This is a genomic window from Klenkia terrae, from assembly GCF_037083865.1.
Taxonomy (GTDB): Bacteria; Actinomycetota; Actinomycetes; order Mycobacteriales; family Geodermatophilaceae; genus Klenkia; species Klenkia terrae.
Genome location: NZ_JBAPLV010000016.1, coordinates 33,642 through 49,154, shown reverse-complemented (window position 1 = coordinate 49,154; position 15,513 = coordinate 33,642). Strand labels below are relative to the sequence as shown.

At 76.2% G+C, this 15,513-nt stretch carries 13 protein-coding genes; 5 read left to right on the top strand and 8 right to left on the bottom strand.

Features of this window, described 5'->3' with window-relative positions:
- The first annotated feature begins 68 nt into the window (after positions 1-68).
- The gene (locus UXQ13_RS14995) at positions 69-971 is read left to right on the top strand and encodes a LysR family transcriptional regulator (RefSeq protein WP_225234018.1); all 903 of its coding nucleotides are present in this window, start codon (positions 69-71) and stop codon (positions 969-971) included.
- Here the strand turns inward: UXQ13_RS14995 and UXQ13_RS14990 are convergent.
- Both UXQ13_RS14990 and UXQ13_RS14985 read right to left on the bottom strand, forming a co-directional pair.
- The gene (locus UXQ13_RS14990) at positions 958-1,299 is read right to left on the bottom strand and encodes an STAS domain-containing protein (RefSeq protein WP_225234019.1); all 342 of its coding nucleotides are present in this window, start codon (positions 1,297-1,299) and stop codon (positions 958-960) included. The two genes, UXQ13_RS14995 and UXQ13_RS14990, sit on opposite strands and share 14 nt — an antisense overlap.
- Before the next feature lie 47 nt (positions 1,300-1,346).
- A complete protein-coding gene (locus UXQ13_RS14985; RefSeq protein ID WP_225234020.1) occupies positions 1,347-3,032 on the bottom strand; it encodes an FAD-binding oxidoreductase in 1,686 nt (561 codons plus the stop codon).
- Positions 3,033-3,177: 145 nt separating this feature from the next.
- Here UXQ13_RS14985 and UXQ13_RS14980 point away from each other — a divergent pair, with 145 nt between their 5' ends.
- Positions 3,178-4,674, top strand: a complete 1,497-nt coding sequence (locus UXQ13_RS14980) for a glycerol-3-phosphate dehydrogenase/oxidase (protein ID WP_225234021.1) — start codon at positions 3,178-3,180, stop codon at positions 4,672-4,674.
- A 109-nt stretch (positions 4,675-4,783) separates the two neighbouring features.
- Here the strand turns inward: UXQ13_RS14980 and UXQ13_RS14975 are convergent, their stop codons facing one another.
- Positions 4,784-5,980: an alanine racemase gene (locus UXQ13_RS14975; RefSeq protein ID WP_225234022.1), complete on the bottom strand. Its 1,197-nt coding sequence runs from the start codon at positions 5,978-5,980 to the stop codon at positions 4,784-4,786.
- Positions 5,981-6,072: 92 nt separating this feature from the next.
- Here UXQ13_RS14975 and UXQ13_RS14970 point away from each other — a divergent pair, with 92 nt between their 5' ends.
- Positions 6,073-6,864, top strand: coding sequence for a methyltransferase domain-containing protein (locus UXQ13_RS14970; protein ID WP_336392502.1), 792 nt, complete (start codon positions 6,073-6,075; stop codon positions 6,862-6,864).
- A 127-nt stretch (positions 6,865-6,991) separates the two neighbouring features.
- Here UXQ13_RS14970 and UXQ13_RS14965 read toward each other — a convergent pair whose 3' ends face one another.
- The 4 genes from UXQ13_RS14965 to UXQ13_RS14950 all read right to left on the bottom strand — a co-directional run bounded on the left by UXQ13_RS14965 (position 6,992) and on the right by UXQ13_RS14950 (position 11,840).
- Positions 6,992-7,324, bottom strand: coding sequence for a TfoX/Sxy family protein (locus UXQ13_RS14965; protein ID WP_225234024.1), 333 nt, complete (start codon positions 7,322-7,324; stop codon positions 6,992-6,994).
- 49 nt (positions 7,325-7,373) lie between these two features.
- On the bottom strand, positions 7,374-9,740 hold the full coding sequence (locus UXQ13_RS14960) for a putative bifunctional diguanylate cyclase/phosphodiesterase (RefSeq protein WP_225234025.1): 2,367 nt from the start codon (positions 9,738-9,740) through the stop codon (positions 7,374-7,376).
- A gap of 167 nt (positions 9,741-9,907) precedes the next feature.
- Positions 9,908-10,666 carry a MerR family transcriptional regulator gene (locus UXQ13_RS14955; protein WP_225234026.1) on the bottom strand — a complete coding sequence of 253 codons (759 nt, stop codon included), beginning with the start codon at positions 10,664-10,666 and terminating at the stop codon, positions 9,908-9,910.
- A gap of 160 nt (positions 10,667-10,826) precedes the next feature.
- Complete coding sequence (locus UXQ13_RS14950; protein ID WP_336392501.1) at positions 10,827-11,840, bottom strand: hypothetical protein; 1,014 nt, start codon at positions 11,838-11,840, stop codon at positions 10,827-10,829.
- Positions 11,841-11,906: 66 nt separating this feature from the next.
- Between UXQ13_RS14950 and UXQ13_RS14945 the strand changes: the two genes are divergently transcribed.
- On the top strand, positions 11,907-12,788 hold the full coding sequence (locus UXQ13_RS14945) for a haloalkane dehalogenase (protein WP_225236146.1): 882 nt from the start codon (positions 11,907-11,909) through the stop codon (positions 12,786-12,788).
- Here the strand turns inward: UXQ13_RS14945 and UXQ13_RS14940 are convergent.
- Positions 12,785-13,642, bottom strand: a complete 858-nt coding sequence (locus UXQ13_RS14940; RefSeq protein ID WP_225236147.1) for a 3-methyladenine DNA glycosylase — start codon at positions 13,640-13,642, stop codon at positions 12,785-12,787. The genes UXQ13_RS14945 and UXQ13_RS14940 overlap by 4 nt on opposite strands.
- Positions 13,643-13,738: 96 nt before the next feature.
- Between UXQ13_RS14940 and UXQ13_RS14935 the strand changes: the two genes are divergently transcribed.
- Positions 13,739-15,502, top strand: a complete 1,764-nt coding sequence (locus UXQ13_RS14935) for an FAD-dependent oxidoreductase (RefSeq protein ID WP_225234027.1) — start codon at positions 13,739-13,741, stop codon at positions 15,500-15,502.
- Positions 15,503-15,513 lie beyond the last annotated feature (11 nt).

The window sequence follows — 15,513 nt, the reverse complement described above, 5'->3', positions numbered from 1 at the left end:
GTCACCCTGCGGCCCTCGGGCGTGCAGCACCAGCGAATGCTGCTCACCTGTCGATGTAGCGTCGCTTCATGGACGTTCGGGCGTTGCAGACCCTGCGCGCGGTGCGCACCCAGGGCGGGGTGACCGGGGCGGCCGCCGTCCTGCACCTCACGCCGTCCGCGGTGTCCCAGCAGCTGGCCGGGCTCACCCGGGACGCCGGGGTCCCGCTGACCGAGCGGGTCGGCCGCGGGCTGCGGTTGACCGCGGCCGGCGACGCGCTGGCCGACGCCGCCCTCGACGTGGCCGTCGCCCTGGAGCGAGCCCGCAGCGCTTGCGCGGAGTTCGCCGGCTCGCCGACCGGCACGGTGCGGGTGTCGGCGTTCCAGAGCGCGGCCCGGCTGCTGCTGCCCGGCCTGCTCACCCGGGTCGCGGCCCGCGGCGGCATCGCCGTGGAGTGCGCGGACGAGGACGTCGCACAGGACGCCTTCCCTGCGTTGGCCGACCGGCACGACGTGGTCGTGGCGCACCGGCCGGCCGAGGGCCCGGCGGGATGGGGCGACGGCGTGCGGGTGGTCCCGCTGCTGCGCGAGCCGATGGACGTCGCCGTCCCCGTCGACTCACCGCTCGCCGCCCGGGCGGCACTGGCCCCGGCCGACCTCGACGGCGCCGGGTGGATCGCCGTGCGCGAGGGGTTCCCGGTGGCCCGGGTGCTCGACGACATCGGGGTCCGGGCGGGCACCGTGCCGCGGGTGGTGCAGCGGATCAACGACTTCCACGTCGTGGAGGCGCTGGTGGCCGCCGGGCACGGGATTGCGCTGCTGCCGCGCTACAGCTGCGGGGGGCACCCCGGGGTGCGGCTGGTCCCGCTCGCCGGCGTGCGGGCCGGGCGGCAGGTGGACGCCCTCGTCCGTCCGGACGTCGCCGAGCGCCGGGTGGTGGGCGTCGTGCTCGACGAGTTGGTGGCGCTGGCCGCCGAGCTCAGGCGGGCGTGACGGGGGCCGGCACCGAGCGGAACACCCGGTTCAGCCCGGTCTGGTTGAGCAGCAGCCGCAGCGACGTCGGGGGCTCGATGACCTCGAGCTCGGCGCCGGCCCGCTTCTGCTTGCGGGCCAGGTGCACCATCAGCTCCAGCCCGGCCGAGCTCATGAAGGTGACCTCGCGGGCGTCGACGCGACTGGGCCAGTCGGCCGGGCGCACCATCAACCGGAAGTGCCGGACGACGTCCTTGTCGATCTCGCCGGTGAACACGAGCAGCTGCCCGTCGTCGGCGAGCTCGATGGATCCGTGCCCGGGCGCGCTGTTCTCGACGTCCTGGCTCATGGGCGGCACTGTGTCCACGCTGGGCCCACGCCAAACCCGACACGCGGTCAGGACGGCAGCAGCACCCCCGGGTTGCAGATGCCGGCGGGGTCCAGCGTGGCCTTGACCGCCCGCAGCACGTCGACCCCGCGCGGGCCGATCTCGCGGTCCAGCCACGGCCGGTGGTCCGCGCCGACCGCGTGGTGGTGGGTCAGCGTGCCGCCGGCGGCCAGCACCGCGTCGGTCGCGGCCCGCTTGGCGGTCAGCCACTGCTGGATCGGCAGGTCGTCGTCCCGGTCGGCCAGCACGGTCAGGTACAGCGAGCCGCCGGTGGCGTAGCCGTGGGACAGGTGGGTCATCACCAGCGGCTGCGTGCCGGGGGTGGACAGCGCCTCCCGCAGCGCCCGCCGGGCGGCGTCGTAGACCGTCGGCAGCGCGCTCCAGGTGGCCGCGGTCTCCAGCGTCTCCACCAGCAGGCCGACGTCCAGCAGCCGGTCCCGCAGGTAGGGGGCCTCGAACCGGTGCCGCTCCCAGGACTCGCCGACCCGGGTGCCGGCGCGCTTGCCGCCGTCCTCGCGCAGCAGCGAGGTGGCCGCGCGCTGCCGGGCCCGGACGATCGTCGGGAGCCCCTGCCAGCCGACCACCAGCAGGCAGCCGTCGCCGTGGCCGCGGCCGCGCAGGGCGCCGCGCAGCGCCCGGGCGCCGGCCCCGCTGGCCAGCATCAGGTTGGCCCGGGTCTCGTCGGGGTCGCTGAGCCGGACGACGTCGGGCAGCAGGTCGTGCCGGGCCAGCCGCTGCAGGGCGGCCAGGCCGGCGGCCCAGCTGCGGAAGGACCAGCCCTCGTACTCCTCGGTGCGCGGGCGGGGCCGCACCCGCACGGTGACCTCCGTGATCACGCCGAGGGTGCCCTCGGAGCCCAGGGCGAGCCCGAGCAGGTCCGGGCCGGCCGCGGACGCCGGGGCGTGGCCCAGCTCCAGCACCCCGGTCGGGGTGGCGAGGGTCAGCCCGGTGACCAGCTCGTCGAAGCGGCCGATCCCGGTCGAGGCCTGGCCGGCGCTGCGGGTGGCCGCGTAGCCGCCCAGGGTGGCGAACTCCCAGCTCTGCGGCAGGTGGCCCAGCGTCAGGTCGTGCTCGGCGAGGGCGTCCTCCAGGGCCGGCCCGCGCATGCCGGGGCCCGCGGTGACCAGCGAGGACGGGACGTCGACCGACACCACCCCGGCCATCCGGGACAGGTCGACCACGACCACCGGCCGGTCGTCGACGTCGGTGCCCGACAGCCCGCCGACCACGCTGGTGCCCCCGCCGAAGGGGACGACGACCACCCCGTGCCGGGTGCACAGCTCGAGCAGCGCGGCGGTCTGCGCGGTGTCGGCCGGGGTGAGGACGGCGTCCGGCGCGTCCGTGGCGTCCCCCGACCGCCGGCGCAGCAGGTCCAGGTAGCTCTTGCCCCCGGTGCGGCGCAGCCGGGAGTCCCGGTCGTCGCGGACGTTCTCCAGCCCGAGCAGGGTGACCAGCTCGGCGCGCACCGGCACCGGCAGCCGGCTGGGCGCCAGCTCGATCGAGTCGACCGGCACCGGCGGGGTGCTGCGCGGGGTCCAGCCCAGTTCGCGGGCCAGGTGCTTGCGGGCCGCCTTGGGCAGCGTGCGCTTGACCGCGGCGTCGGCGGTCAGCTCCAGCGCCCCGTCGGCCACGTGCGCGACGCGGGTCCCCGGGGGACCCCAGCCCTGGATGGTCAGTTCGGGTTGCTCGGCCACCGGGACAGTCTGCCCGCTCCGGCCGGCTCGTCCGCCGTCCCGCGCCCTGCCGTCCGGCCGGCTCCTCCGGCATGGGAACCCCTGCACCCCTCCCGGGCCCCGTGAGGGGGTGCAAGGGTTCCCATGCCTGGGAAGGTGGGCGATCGTGACGGGAACCCGGCTGGACGCCGACCGACGCAGCCGCGACCTCGACCGGCTCGGGGCGCGGGTCGACGTCCTCGTCGTGGGCGGCGGGGTGACCGGCGCGGGGGTGGCGCTGGACGCGGCGTCCCGCGGGCTGTCCGTGCTGCTGTGCGAGCGCGCCGACCTGGCCGCGGGCACCAGCCGCTGGTCGTCGAAGCTGGTGCACGGCGGGCTGCGCTACCTGGCCCACGGCGAGGTCGGGCTGGCCCGGGAGTCCGCCCGGGAGCGCGCCGTCCTCATGGGCGTCACCGCGCCGCACCTGGTCGCGCCGCTGCCGTTCTGCGTGCCCGACGCCGCCGGGCGGGACGTCGCCGCGGTCGCTGGCCTGGGCGGCGTGCTCGGCGACGCGGTGCGGACGTCGGTGCGCGGCGGTCGCGGGTCGCTCCCGCGGGCCCGCCGGGTGGACGCCGACCAGGTGGCGGCCTGGCTGCCCGCCGTCCGGCCCGGGGGCGGTGGGGTGGCGTTCTGGGACGGCCAGCTGGTGGACGACGCCCGGCTGGTGGTGGCGCTGGCCCGCACGGCCGCCGGGTACGGGGCCGCCGTCCTGACCGGGGCGACCGTGGTCGGGGTGGCCGGCCGCACCGCGACCGTCGAGGTCGACGGACGGCGGGTGGACGTCGAGGCCGGCGTGGTGGTCAACGCCGCGGGCGTCTGGTCGGCCGGTCTGGACGACGGGATCCGGCTGGTGCCGTCGCGGGGGTCGCACCTGGTGGTCAGGTCGGCCCGGCTGGGCGACCCCACCGCCGCGCTGACCGTGCCGCTGCCGGGCTCCCGGTCCCGCTACGTGTTCGCGCTGCCGCAGGACACCGGGCTGGTGTTCGTGGGGATCACCGACGAGCCGGTCGAGGGGCCGGTGCCCGACGACGACCCGCAGCCCTCGCCCGCCGAGGTCGACCAGCTGCTCGGCACGGTGAACCGGGTGCTGGCCGACCCGCTGACCCCCGCCGACGTGGTCGGCGCCTACGCGGGCCTGCGGCCCCTCGTGCTGCCCGCGTCGGCGGGCACCGGCCCGGGGGACGCGACCGCTGACCTGTCCCGCAAGCACCTGCTGCACCGGTCGGGGTCGGTGCTGACCGTGGTGGGCGGGAAGCTGACCACCTACCGGGCGATGGCCGAGGAGACGGTGGACGCCGTCGTCGCGCACCTGGGCCGGGGAGCCACCCGGTCGGTCACCGCGCGGCTGCCGCTGGTCGGCGCCGCCCCGCGGCGGGTGCTGGACCGGGTCGCGGCCCCCGCCCGGCTGGTCGCCCGGTACGGCACCGAGGCGCCGGCCGTGCTGGCGCTGGGGACGGAACCGGTGGCGCCGGGCAGGCCCGAGACGGTGGGGGAGCTGCGCTTCGCGGTGGCCGCCGAGGGCGCCCGCACGGTCGCCGACCTCCTCGACCGCCGCACGAGGATCGGCCTGGTGCCCGCCGACCGCACCGCGGCCGTGCCAGCCGCGGCGTCCGCCCTCACCTGACCCCCGCCCGCCCCCTCCACCGCGGTGATCATGGGGTTGTGGCCGGTGGACGCGCCGTCCCCGCGTGTCGGACGAGCGACACCTCCATGATCACCGGCGTGGAGGGTGGTCAGAGGAAGGCTTTGCCCTCCCCGCGGTAGGTAGGGGCCTCGCCGACCACCTGGTCGCCGGACACCAGGTGGAGGGTGTTCACCCGCTCGCAGAGCTCGCCGGCCTTGGCGTGCCGGAACCAGATCCGGTCGCCCAGCCGCAGCCCGGGGGCCGGGGCGCCCAGCAGGGGGGTCTGCGCCTCGCCGGCGCCCTCGCGCGGGTTGTACCGCAGACCCGGCGGCCAGGCGATCGTCGGCTGCCGGTCGGCGCCGGGGGGACCGGAGGCGATCCACCCGCCGCCCAGTGCGGTCGCCACCCGGGACGAGGGCCGGCGCACCACCGGCTGCACGAAGTAGGCCGCCGGGCGGGCCCGGAACCGGCGGTAGGAGTCGAACAGGGCCGGGGCGTACAGGCCCGACCCCGCGGCGACCTCGGTGACGGCGGGCTCGGCGGAGGTGGCCTCAACGGAGCCCGTGCCGCCGCCGTTGACGAAGCGCAGCGGGGCCAGCACGGACACCGCGGCGACCACCTCGGCCCGCCGCCGGGCCAGCTCCCGGCTCGACGCACGTTGCATCGCCCGCACCGTGGCTTGGCGGAGCGGGTTCGCGACGACGTCCCCCACCCCGGCGACCTGGCCCTCGTAGGCCATCAGCCCGTCCAGACGCAACCACGGCCGGTCGAGGACCGCGCGGGCCAGCGCCACCGCCTGGGCGGGGGTGCGGACGGGGGAGCGCAGCGGGCCCAGGTGCACCCGGCCGCCGAGCAGCTCGAGCGCGGCGTCGAGGTCCAGGCACACCTTGACCGGGGCGGCGGGGGACCGGCCGACCGCGTGCTCGACGACGTCCAGGGACTCGACGGAGTCGACCATCAGCGTCACCCGGGCGGCCAGCGCGGGGTCGGCGGCCAGCGCGGCGATCGCGTCGGTGTCGACGCTGGGGTAGCCCACGACGACGTCGTCGTGCTCGCCGGCCAGCCAGAGCGCCTCGGGCAGGGTGAGCGCCAGGATCCCGGCGAAGCCGGGCCGGTCCAGGGCGCGGGCGGTCAGCGGGCGGCACCGGACGGACTTGCTGGCCAGCCTGATCGCCGTGCCGGGGGCGGCACGGGCCACAAGGGCGTCGGCGTTGGCGTCGAAGGCGTCCAGGTCCACGACGGCGAACGGCGGCTGCAGGTCGGCGGTGGCCGCCCGCAGGACGGCCAACCGGTCGGAGGTGCTCATGCCCCGGATCGTCGCACGCCCGGCTGGCGGCTATCCCGACCAGTGAGACGGTGTGTTCATTGAGTGGGATGGGCCGGGTGCACGATGACGACGTGGACACCTACACCCACGGCCATGCCGACGCCGTCCTGCAGTCCCACCGCTGGCGCACCGCGGAGAACTCCGCCGGGTACCTGCTGCCGCACCTGCGCCCGGGTCTCGACCTGCTCGACGTGGGGTGCGGGCCCGGCACGATCACCGTCGACCTGGCCCGCCGCGTGGCGCCGGGCCGGGTGCTGGGGGTCGACGTCACCGAGGCGCCGCTGGCCGAGGCCCGTGCGCGGGTGGACGGCGAGCAGGTCGAGTTCGCCGTGGGCGACGTCTACGCACTCGACCTGCCCGACGACTCCTTCGACGTGGTGCACGCCCACCAGGTGCTGCAGCACCTGACCGACCCGGTGGCCGCGCTGCGGGAGATGGCGCGGGTCTGCCGGCCCGGCGGGCTGCTCGCCGTCCGGGAGGTCGACTACGCGGCCACCACCTGGTTCCCGGCCGACGAGGGCCTCGACCGCTGGCTGGACCTCTACCACCGGGTCGCCCGCCGCAACGACGCCGAGCCCGACGCCGGTCGCCGCCTGCGGGCCTGGGCGCACGCCGCCGGCCTGCGCGACCTGACCGCCTCGGCGTCCACCTACTGCTACGCCGACGACGCGGAGCGGCGCTGGTGGGGGGACTCCTGGGCCGGCCGGGCCACCGCCTCGGCGTTCGCCGAGCAGGCGGTGGCCTACGGACTGGCCACCGCGGCCGAGCTGGCCGAGGTCGCCGCCGCCTGGCAGCGCTGGGCCGGCGCCGACGACGGCTGGCTGGGCATGCTGCACGGCGAGCTGCTGGTCCGGGTCGGGTAGCCGCTCAAGCCCGCGCCCCGGCCGGCCGATCAGGTCCAGGACGACGTCGCCACTGAGCCGGGTTACCGGTCGGCTCAGCGGCGGCCCGTCTGGCCGGGCGAGCACCCGCCCGGCGCCGGCGGCTCCGTCAGGTCGGCAGCGAGCCCGCCGCGGCCGACCGGCCCACCGCCACCCACTCCCGCAGGGACGACTCGTCGTCGGCGGCCGCGTCGTCGACCCGCAGCCAGCCGGCCATCTCACGGCCGCGCATCACCATGCGCTGGACGCCGGGCCGGGCGACCAGCTCGTCGGCCAGGGCCGGGTCGCAGCGGACCATCAGCCCGCCGCGTCCGCTGGCGGCCACCGCCAGGGCGCCGTCCACCAGGAAGGCCAGGCCGCCGAACATCCGCTTCTCCGACACCCGGGGCGTGGTCGACAGCGCCGCGCGCAGGCGGTCGGCGAGCTCCTCGTCGTAGGGCACCCGCGCAGGATGGCCCGATCCCGGGCGCGCGGGCAAGGCCCGCCGGGGGTCAGCTGCGGGGGAGCGGGAGGCCCAGGTCCAGCGTGCCCACCCAGCCGTGCACGGGCAGCGGGTGGCCGGTGAGCCAGCCCTGGACGGCGTCGCAGCCCAGCCGGTGCAGCAGCTCCAGGTCGGCCGGTTCCTCGATGCCCTCGGCCAGCGCCGACAGCCCCAGGTCGTGGGCCAGCCGGATGCTGTGCCCGACGATGACCGCGGCGGCCGGGTCGGCCGAGATGCCGGCGGTCAGCGAGCGGTCGAACTTGACCTCGTCGATAGGCAACCGGTGCAGGTAGGCCAGCGAGCTGTAGCCGGTGCCGTAGTCGTCCACCGCGATCCGCAGGCCGATGGAGCGCAGCGCGGTGAGGGTCTGCAGCGCCCGGTCCGGGTCCAGCATGAGGGTGTCCTCGACCACCTCGACGGTGAGCGCGCGGGCGGGCAGGCCGTGCCGGTCCAGGGCGTCGGCGATCCGGTGCGGCAGCAGCTCGTCGTCCAGGTCAGTGGCGCTCAGGTTGACCGCGACCGGCACCTCGCGGTCGGCCCACCACCCGGCGGCGGCGTGCAGCGCCAGGTCCAGGACCCGCTCGGTGACCGCGTCGGACAGGTGGCCGTGCTCGGCGGCGCGCAGCACCTCACCGGGCCCGAGCAGGCCGCGGGTCGGGTGCGCCCAGCGCAGCAGGGCCTCGCAGCCCACGACGGTGGCCACCGAGCCGGTGCCGGTCCCGGCGATCCGGTGCTGGGGCTGGAAGTGCAGCAGCAGCTGGTCGTCGGCGGCGAGCGCGGCGTGCAGGTCGTCGACCCAGGCAAGCACCGAGTCCTGGGTGGTCTGGCTGCAGCTGCCGGCGTCGTGCACGGCGGTGCCGCTGGTGCTGGCCTGCGCCTGCGCGAGCGCCTGGTCCGCGCACCGCAGCAGGCCGTCGGTCGAGGGCCCCCCGGAGCCGCCCAGGGCGTCGCGCAGCAGGTGGCTGACCGCCGTCCCCACGTTGACGGTGAGGTGCAGGCGGTGCCGGTCCAGGTCGAACGGGCGGCCCAGCACGTCGCGGACCTGGGCGGCCAGCAGCGAGGCCCGGGCCGGGTCGTCCCCGAGGAAGGCCAGGGCGTAGTCGTCGCCGTCGATCCGGGCGACCACGGTGCCCGGGGCGGCGAGCTCGGTCAGCTGGGCGGCGACCCGCTGCAGCACCCGGTCCCCGGTCTCGTGGCCGGCCTCCTCGTTGATCCGGCGGAAGCCGTCCAGGTCCACGGCCAGCACGGTGACCGGCTCCGGCCCGACCAGCCAGTGGTCCACCCGGGCGGCCAGGCCGCGCCGGTTGGGCAACCGGGTGAGCGGGTCGGTGAAGGCGTCCTCGAGCTGCTCCAGCGCCGTGCGGGCCACCCGGACGGTCACCTGGAACCGGATCGCGACGACGCCCAGGCAGCCCGCCGCGGCCAGCACCTGCAGCAGCGCCCACCCGGCGGGGACGGGGGCCACCGCGGAGATGACCAGGGCGAGCAGGTTCGCGCCGGTGCCGGCGAAGGGCAGCACGGTGGACCAGGCGCGCAGCCGGTCCACCGCGCCCAGCGGGACCACCGCGGCGGTGCCGCCCACCGGCCGGGTCACCGCGGCGGCCAGCGCCAGGCAGGCGGCGGCGGTGAGCAGGTAGGCGGCGGGCGGGGAGAGGGCACCGCCGCGGTGCACGGAGTACCCGGCGGTGAGGTCGGCGGCCAGCACCAGGGCGGCGCCCAGCAGCACCGGCAGCACGACGCCGTGCCGGCTCGGGCGCAGCACGGAGAACAGGGCCACCGCGCCGGCCACCAGGACGACGTCGACGCCGGTGAGGACGAGCACCACCCGGGTCGCGAGGTCGGTGCCGTCGTCCCCGATGCCGATCAGCACGACGGTGCCGGCGACGGCGCTCAGGCCCAGCGTCGTGCTGACGGCGTCCAGGCCGAGGCCGGCGACGACGAGTCGGCCGCGCAGCGGGAGGACCAGGGACAGCAGCAGGACGGCGACGCCGAGCTGGCCGGTGAGGTGCAGGCCGTCGAGGACCCAGGTGCCGGGCCCGCGGTGCTCGGGGTGGCTGAGCCGGCCGGCGACCGCGGCGACGGCGAGGGCGGCGAGGCCGACGCCCAGGGCGGTGCGGGGGACGGCGCCGGGGGAGCCCGGCTGCCGGTCGCGCAGCGCCACCAGGGCCGCCAGGCCGTGCACGCCGCCGAGGACGGCGACGTCCAGGGCGACCCGCCAGGGAGCCTGGGCCGGGGTCGTGGCCAGCACGGCGGCCCAGGCGACCAGCACCACGGCCGTCGCGCGGAGCACCCGGCCCGAGGTCGCCCGGTGCAGACCGGGCCGGCGGAGGGGTGGCGCGGCCACGACCGGGGGTGCGGTCGAGGGCGGCGCGGTCACCGGGTGCCGGTGCGGCGGTGCGTGCGGTGCATCGTCGCCCTCCCCGGTCGGGGGGGGGGGCGGGGGGGGGGGGGGCGCCCCCGACGGTTGTCGGTGCGGCGGTGGCCCGGGTTGACCGGTACGGGGTCGTCCCACCCCCGGCGGGTGAGAACGACTCCGTTCCGGTTCTAGGCCTGGCGGGCGGCGTTGGCCACGCAGGCCGTGCCCACGTACCGGGCCAGGCCCGGGGCGATCGCCTCGTAGTACGCGGTGAACCGCTCGTCGGCCACGTACATCTCGCCCAGGCCGGCGTGCATCTCCGGCGAGCAGTCGTAGAACCGGCGGCTGATGTGCTGCCGGTGCTCCTCGGCCAGGTCCATCGCGCGCTCGTCGTCGGCCGGGGCGCCCTCGGTCATCGCGGCGGCGAACCGGCGCTCGACGTCGTCGGACTCGGCCTTGACGTCCAGCCAGTCCTGCTTGGTGTAGCCCGACGTCCGGCTCTGGGACTGCGCCCAGGCCTCCGTCTCGCCCCACCGCTGCTCGGCCTCGTCGGCGTACTCCTCGGGGAGCCAGTCCCCGAACACCTCGAGCTTCTCCTCCGGTGTCATCGCCATGCCCATCGAGCGTGCCTCCATCTCCTTCTCCACGGCCTGCACCATCTGGTCGGTCCGGTCCCGCTGCTCCAGGAGCAGCCGGTGCTGCCGCCGCAGGTGCTCACCCGCGTCGACGTCCGGGTCGTCCAGCAGTGCACCGATCTCCTCGAGGCCGAAGCCGAGCCCGCGGTAGAGCAGCACCTGGCGCAACCGGTCCACGTCGTGCAGGTCGTAGACCCGGTAGCCCGCCGGGGTGCGGCCGGACGGGGTCAGCAACCCGATCCGGTCGTAGTGGTGCAGCGTGCGCACCGTGACCCCGGCCATCGCGGCCAGCTCACCCACCGTGTGGCTCATGCCTCCTCCTCCCTGACACCGACGATGGAAGTGCCTGACGCCGCGTCAGGGTCAACACCCTTCTCGTCGGCCCCCTCGCAGGGGCCCGCGCCGCGCGGAGCGTGGGGTGGGGGGCGAGGGGGTCCTTCTGGCGGCGTGAGGGTCAAGCCCTGCGGCGGAATCAGGCGTCGGCGGAGTCGGTCCAGCCCGCGACGACCTGGACGCCGTCGGGGGTGACCGCGCGGACGGTGGCCTGGCCGGTGAGGGCGAACCGCTGCTCGCGGGCGGTGCCGTCGGGGTCGGTCCAGCTCGCGACGACGGTCGCGGCGGTGCGCCACGTCTGGCCGAACCGCGCCTCCTGGTCCAGGTCGACGGCGCCGTCGACCCGCCAGGACACCCGGCCCGCGGTGTCGTCGGCGCTCGCGTACGCCCCGTCGTCGCAGAAGAGGCGGTCGTCGGCCCGCTCGGCGCACAGGTCGAGGGCCGAGGAGGCGGCGGCGAGCAGGTCCGCCCCGGCCCCGGCGCGGAGCTGCTCGGCGGAGGCCTCCAGGAGCAGGAACGGTCCGTCCTCGCCCACGGCCACCTCCTGCGGGTCCAGGACGACGGGCGCGTCGGGGTCGGGGACCACCCGGTAGGTGCCCGGGTAGAGCGGCACCTCGGTGACCGTGCTGCCGGCGCTCGTGGTGACCGCGGTCGACCCCACCGTCACGTCGACCTCCTGCAGGGGCTGCAGCACCGACAGGCGGGCCGGCTGGGCGAGCGACCCCCGGATCCGCCACTCCGGCCGCAGCCACGAGCCGCCGGTCCGCTCCACGAAGACGGTGCCCGACACCTGCTCCCCGGCGAGCTCGTAGCTGACGTCGAAGCCGAGCGCCCGGTAGTCCGCCCCCGAGTAGGGGGAGACGGAGGTGTCGCGGCCGTCGTCCCCGACCTGGACGGCGCGGACGAGGTCGGCGTCGTCCATCGAGCCGGGCGCGGGCAGGCCGCTGCCGGTGAAGACGCCATCGGTGGCCAGCGCGTTCGCCGCGTCGACGTCACCGGCGGCGATCGCGTCCAGGTAGGCGACGACGAGGTCGCGGGGGTCGGCCCGCTGGCTGGTGACCCACGCGAACGCGGCCAGGGCCACGGCGACGACGCCCGCCAGCACCAGGGCACGGCGGCGCGGGGCACGGCGGACGGCGGCCTCGTCGGTCACGCCCTGCACCCTGGCACAGCCGGGCCCGGGTCGCGGGACTGCCCGGGTACGGCGCACGATCGGGTGATGACGGTGTCACCGGAGGACCGGTACCCCCGCTCGCGGGTCCGGATCAAGGACCACGAGATGGCCTACGTCGACACCGGGGAGGGCGACCCGATCGTCCTCCTGCACGGCAACCCGACGTCGTCCTACCTGTGGCGCAACGTCATCCCGCACCTGGCCGGGCTGGGCCGCTGCATCGCGCCGGACCTGATCGGCATGGGCGAGTCGGACAAGCTGCCCGACCCCGGGCGCGGCACCTACTCCTTCGCCACCCACGCCGAGTTCCTGGCCGACCTGCTGGCGGAGGTCCAGGTCGGGGACCGGGTCACCCTGGTGCTGCACGACTGGGGCGGTGCGCTGGGCTTCGACTGGGCGCGGCGGAACCCCGAGAAGGTCCGGGCGATCGCGTTCACCGAGACGATCGTGACGCCCCTGCTGTGGGCGGACTGGCCGCGGGCGGCCAAGAGCGTCTTCCAGGGCATGCGCTCCGACCACGGCGAGGAGCTGGTGCTGGAGCGCAACACCTTCGTCGAGCGGATCCTGCCGGCGTCCACGCTGCACGGGCTCTCCCCGGAGGCGCACGACCGCTACCGGGCGCCCTACCCGACCCCGGAGAGCCGGTGGCCCACGCTGGAGTGGCCGCGCAACATCCCGATCGAGCACGTGCCGCCGAAGGTGCACGACGTCGTGGACACCTACGGCGAGTGGCTGGCGACCTCCGACGTCCCCAAGCTGTTCGTGGACGCCGACCCGGGCTCGATCCTGGTCGGCCGGCAGCGGGAGCTGGTGCGCCGCTGGCCGAACCTCACCGAGGTGCAGGTGCCCGGCAACCACTTCGTCCCGGAGGACAGCCCCGACGAGCTGGGGACGGCGATCGCCGACTGGCTGCGCGGCCTGCCCTAACCGAGGACGGCGTCGCAGACGGCGACCAACCGCTCCCGCAGGGCGGCACCCCGGGCGGCGAAGCCGCGCTGGGCCGCCGCGTACTCCGCCTTGCCGGCCGCCGTCTCGATCGCGACCGGGGCGTAGCCGTGGTCGGCGAGGTCGTAGGGGCTGGCCCGCATGTCGAGCTCCCGGATGTCCACGGCCAGGGCGAAGCAGTCGGCCAGCAGCTCGCCCGGGACGGCGGGGGCGAGCTTGTAGGCCCACTTGTAGAGGTCCATCCCGGCATGAAGACAACCCGGCTGCTCGAGGGCGGCCTGCGTCTCCCGGGTCGGGGTGAGCGCGTTGCGCGGGGCGGCCGACGGGGTGAAGAACCGGTAGGCGTCGACGTGCGTGCACTGCAGGCGGTGGGACTCCACGACTGCGTCCGTGCCGGCCGACCCCAGCCGCAGCGGGACGGCGTCGTGCCGCGGCGGGGCCTGGTGCACCATCGCCCACTCGTGCAGCCCGAAGCAGCCGAACTGCCCGGACCGGGACGCCGTCGACCGCAGCAACCCCGCGACCCAGCCGGCCGACGTCCCCCGCTTGGCGCGGAACGCCTCGACGTCCAGCCCGACCGAGCCGTCGGGCAGCACGGCGTACATCGGCCAGCCGAGCCGTTCGTCGGCCAGCTCGCCGGTGACCGAGGCGCCCACGCCGGCGTGCCAGCGCAGCACCCGGGCCGGGGCTTCCGAGTAGTAGGTGAACAGGAAGTCCAGGACCGGGTGCGCCTCGTGCCGCCGGCGCCGCTCCAGGTGCGGCCCCACCCAGGTCAGCAGCCGCTCCCGGTGCGCGGCGGCCCGGGCGGCGGCCTCGGCGGCGGGGAGCACGGTCACCTGTGCAGCCTAGGTCGACCTTGACAGTGGTCGAGCGTTCAACCAGTGTCGCGGTCGGCCGTGATCGCGGTCACCTCACCGCAGAGGAGTGCCCCCGTGCCCGTGGAGACCGACGTCCTGGTGGTGGGTTCCGGCCCGGCCGGGGCCGCCAGCGCCCTGTTCCTGGCCACCTACGGCACCCGCGTGCTCGTCGTGACCAAGTACTCGCGGCTCTCGCAGGAGCCGCGGGCGCACATCACCAACCAGCGGGCGCTGGAGACCCTGCGCGACATGGGCGTCGAGCAGACGCTGATGGCGCTGGCCACCCCGTGGGAACTGATGGGGACGACGACCTTCTGCACCTCGCTGGCCGGTGAGGAGCTGGGCCGGATCCCGTCGTGGGGGACCGACGTCGTCCGGCACGCCGACTACGCCCACGCCAGCCCGTGCACGATGCTCGACGCGCCGCAGACGATCACCGAGCCGGTGATCGTGAAGGCCGCCCAGGACCGCGGCGCGACCGTCCGGTTCGACACCGAGTACGTGCGCCACGTGCAGGACGACGAGGGCGTCACCACCACCGTGCGCGACCGGCTCACCGGCCTGGAGTACGAGATCCGCTCGCGCTACCTGGTCGGCGCCGACGGCGCGCGCAGCCAGGTGGCCGCCGACCTGGAGCTGCCCTACGAGGGCCCCGGTGCGGTGGGCGGTGCGCTGGGCATCGTGTTCCGGGCCGACCTGACCCACCTGGTCGAGCACCGGCCGTCGGTCCTCTACTGGATGCTGCAGCCGGGCGCGGAGAAGGAGGGCGTGGGCCTGGGCGTGCTCCGGATGATCAAGCCCTGGACCGAGTGGATGCTCATGTGGGGCTACGCGGTCGCCGACGGCCCGCCGGAGCTGACCGACGAGTTCGTCCGCGAGCTGGCCGTGGGCCTGGTGGGCACCGACGACTTCGAGATGGAGGTCCTGAAGGGCTCACCCTGGACGGTCAACCACCACTTCGCGACCACGATCTCGAAGGGCCGCGTGTTCTGCGCCGGCGACGCCATCCACCGGCACCCGCCGACCAACGGCCTGGGCTCCAACACCTCGATCCAGGACGCCTACAACCTGGCCTGGAAGCTCGCCCATGTGGTCGCGGGGACGGCGGACCCGGCCCTGCTGGACTCCTACGACGCCGAGCGGGCCCCGATCGCGCGGCAGATCGTGGAGCGGGCCAACCAGTCGATCGCCGACACCGGCCGGATCATGGCCGCGTTCGAGCTGACCGACACCACCGACACCGAGGCGCTGGACCGCCAGCTCGCGCTGCGCCGGGCGCCGGGCCCCGAGGGCGACCGGATCCGGGCCGCCGTCCGCGAGGCGATCGCCTACAAGGCCTACGAGTTCGACGCGCACGGCGTCGAGCACAACCAGCGCTACGCCTCGGCCGCGGTGGTCCCGGACGGGACGCCAATGCCGGAGTACCGACGGGACGCCCAGCTCTACGCCCAGGCCACCACCTGGCCCGGCGCCAAGCTGCCGCACACCTGGGTCACCCGCGGCGGCCGCGAGGTCTCCACGCTGGACCTGGCCGGCAAGGGCAGGTTCGCCGTGGTCACCGGGGTCGGCGGGGAGTCCTGGATCGAGGCCGCCGCTGCCCTCGGCGCCGAGCGCGGGCTGGAGATCACGCCGGTCGCGATCGGGCCGGGCCTGCCGGTCGACGACCCGTACGGCACCTGGGCCGACCTGCGCGAGATCGGCGACGGCGGCGTCCTGCTGGTCCGCCCGGACCTCTACGTCGCGGCCCGGCACGCGGCACCGCCGGCCTCGGCCGACGACGCCCGGACCTGGCTGGCCGGTGCGCTGGACGCCGTCCTGGGGCGGGTCGCGACCGGCTGACCGACGCGGTG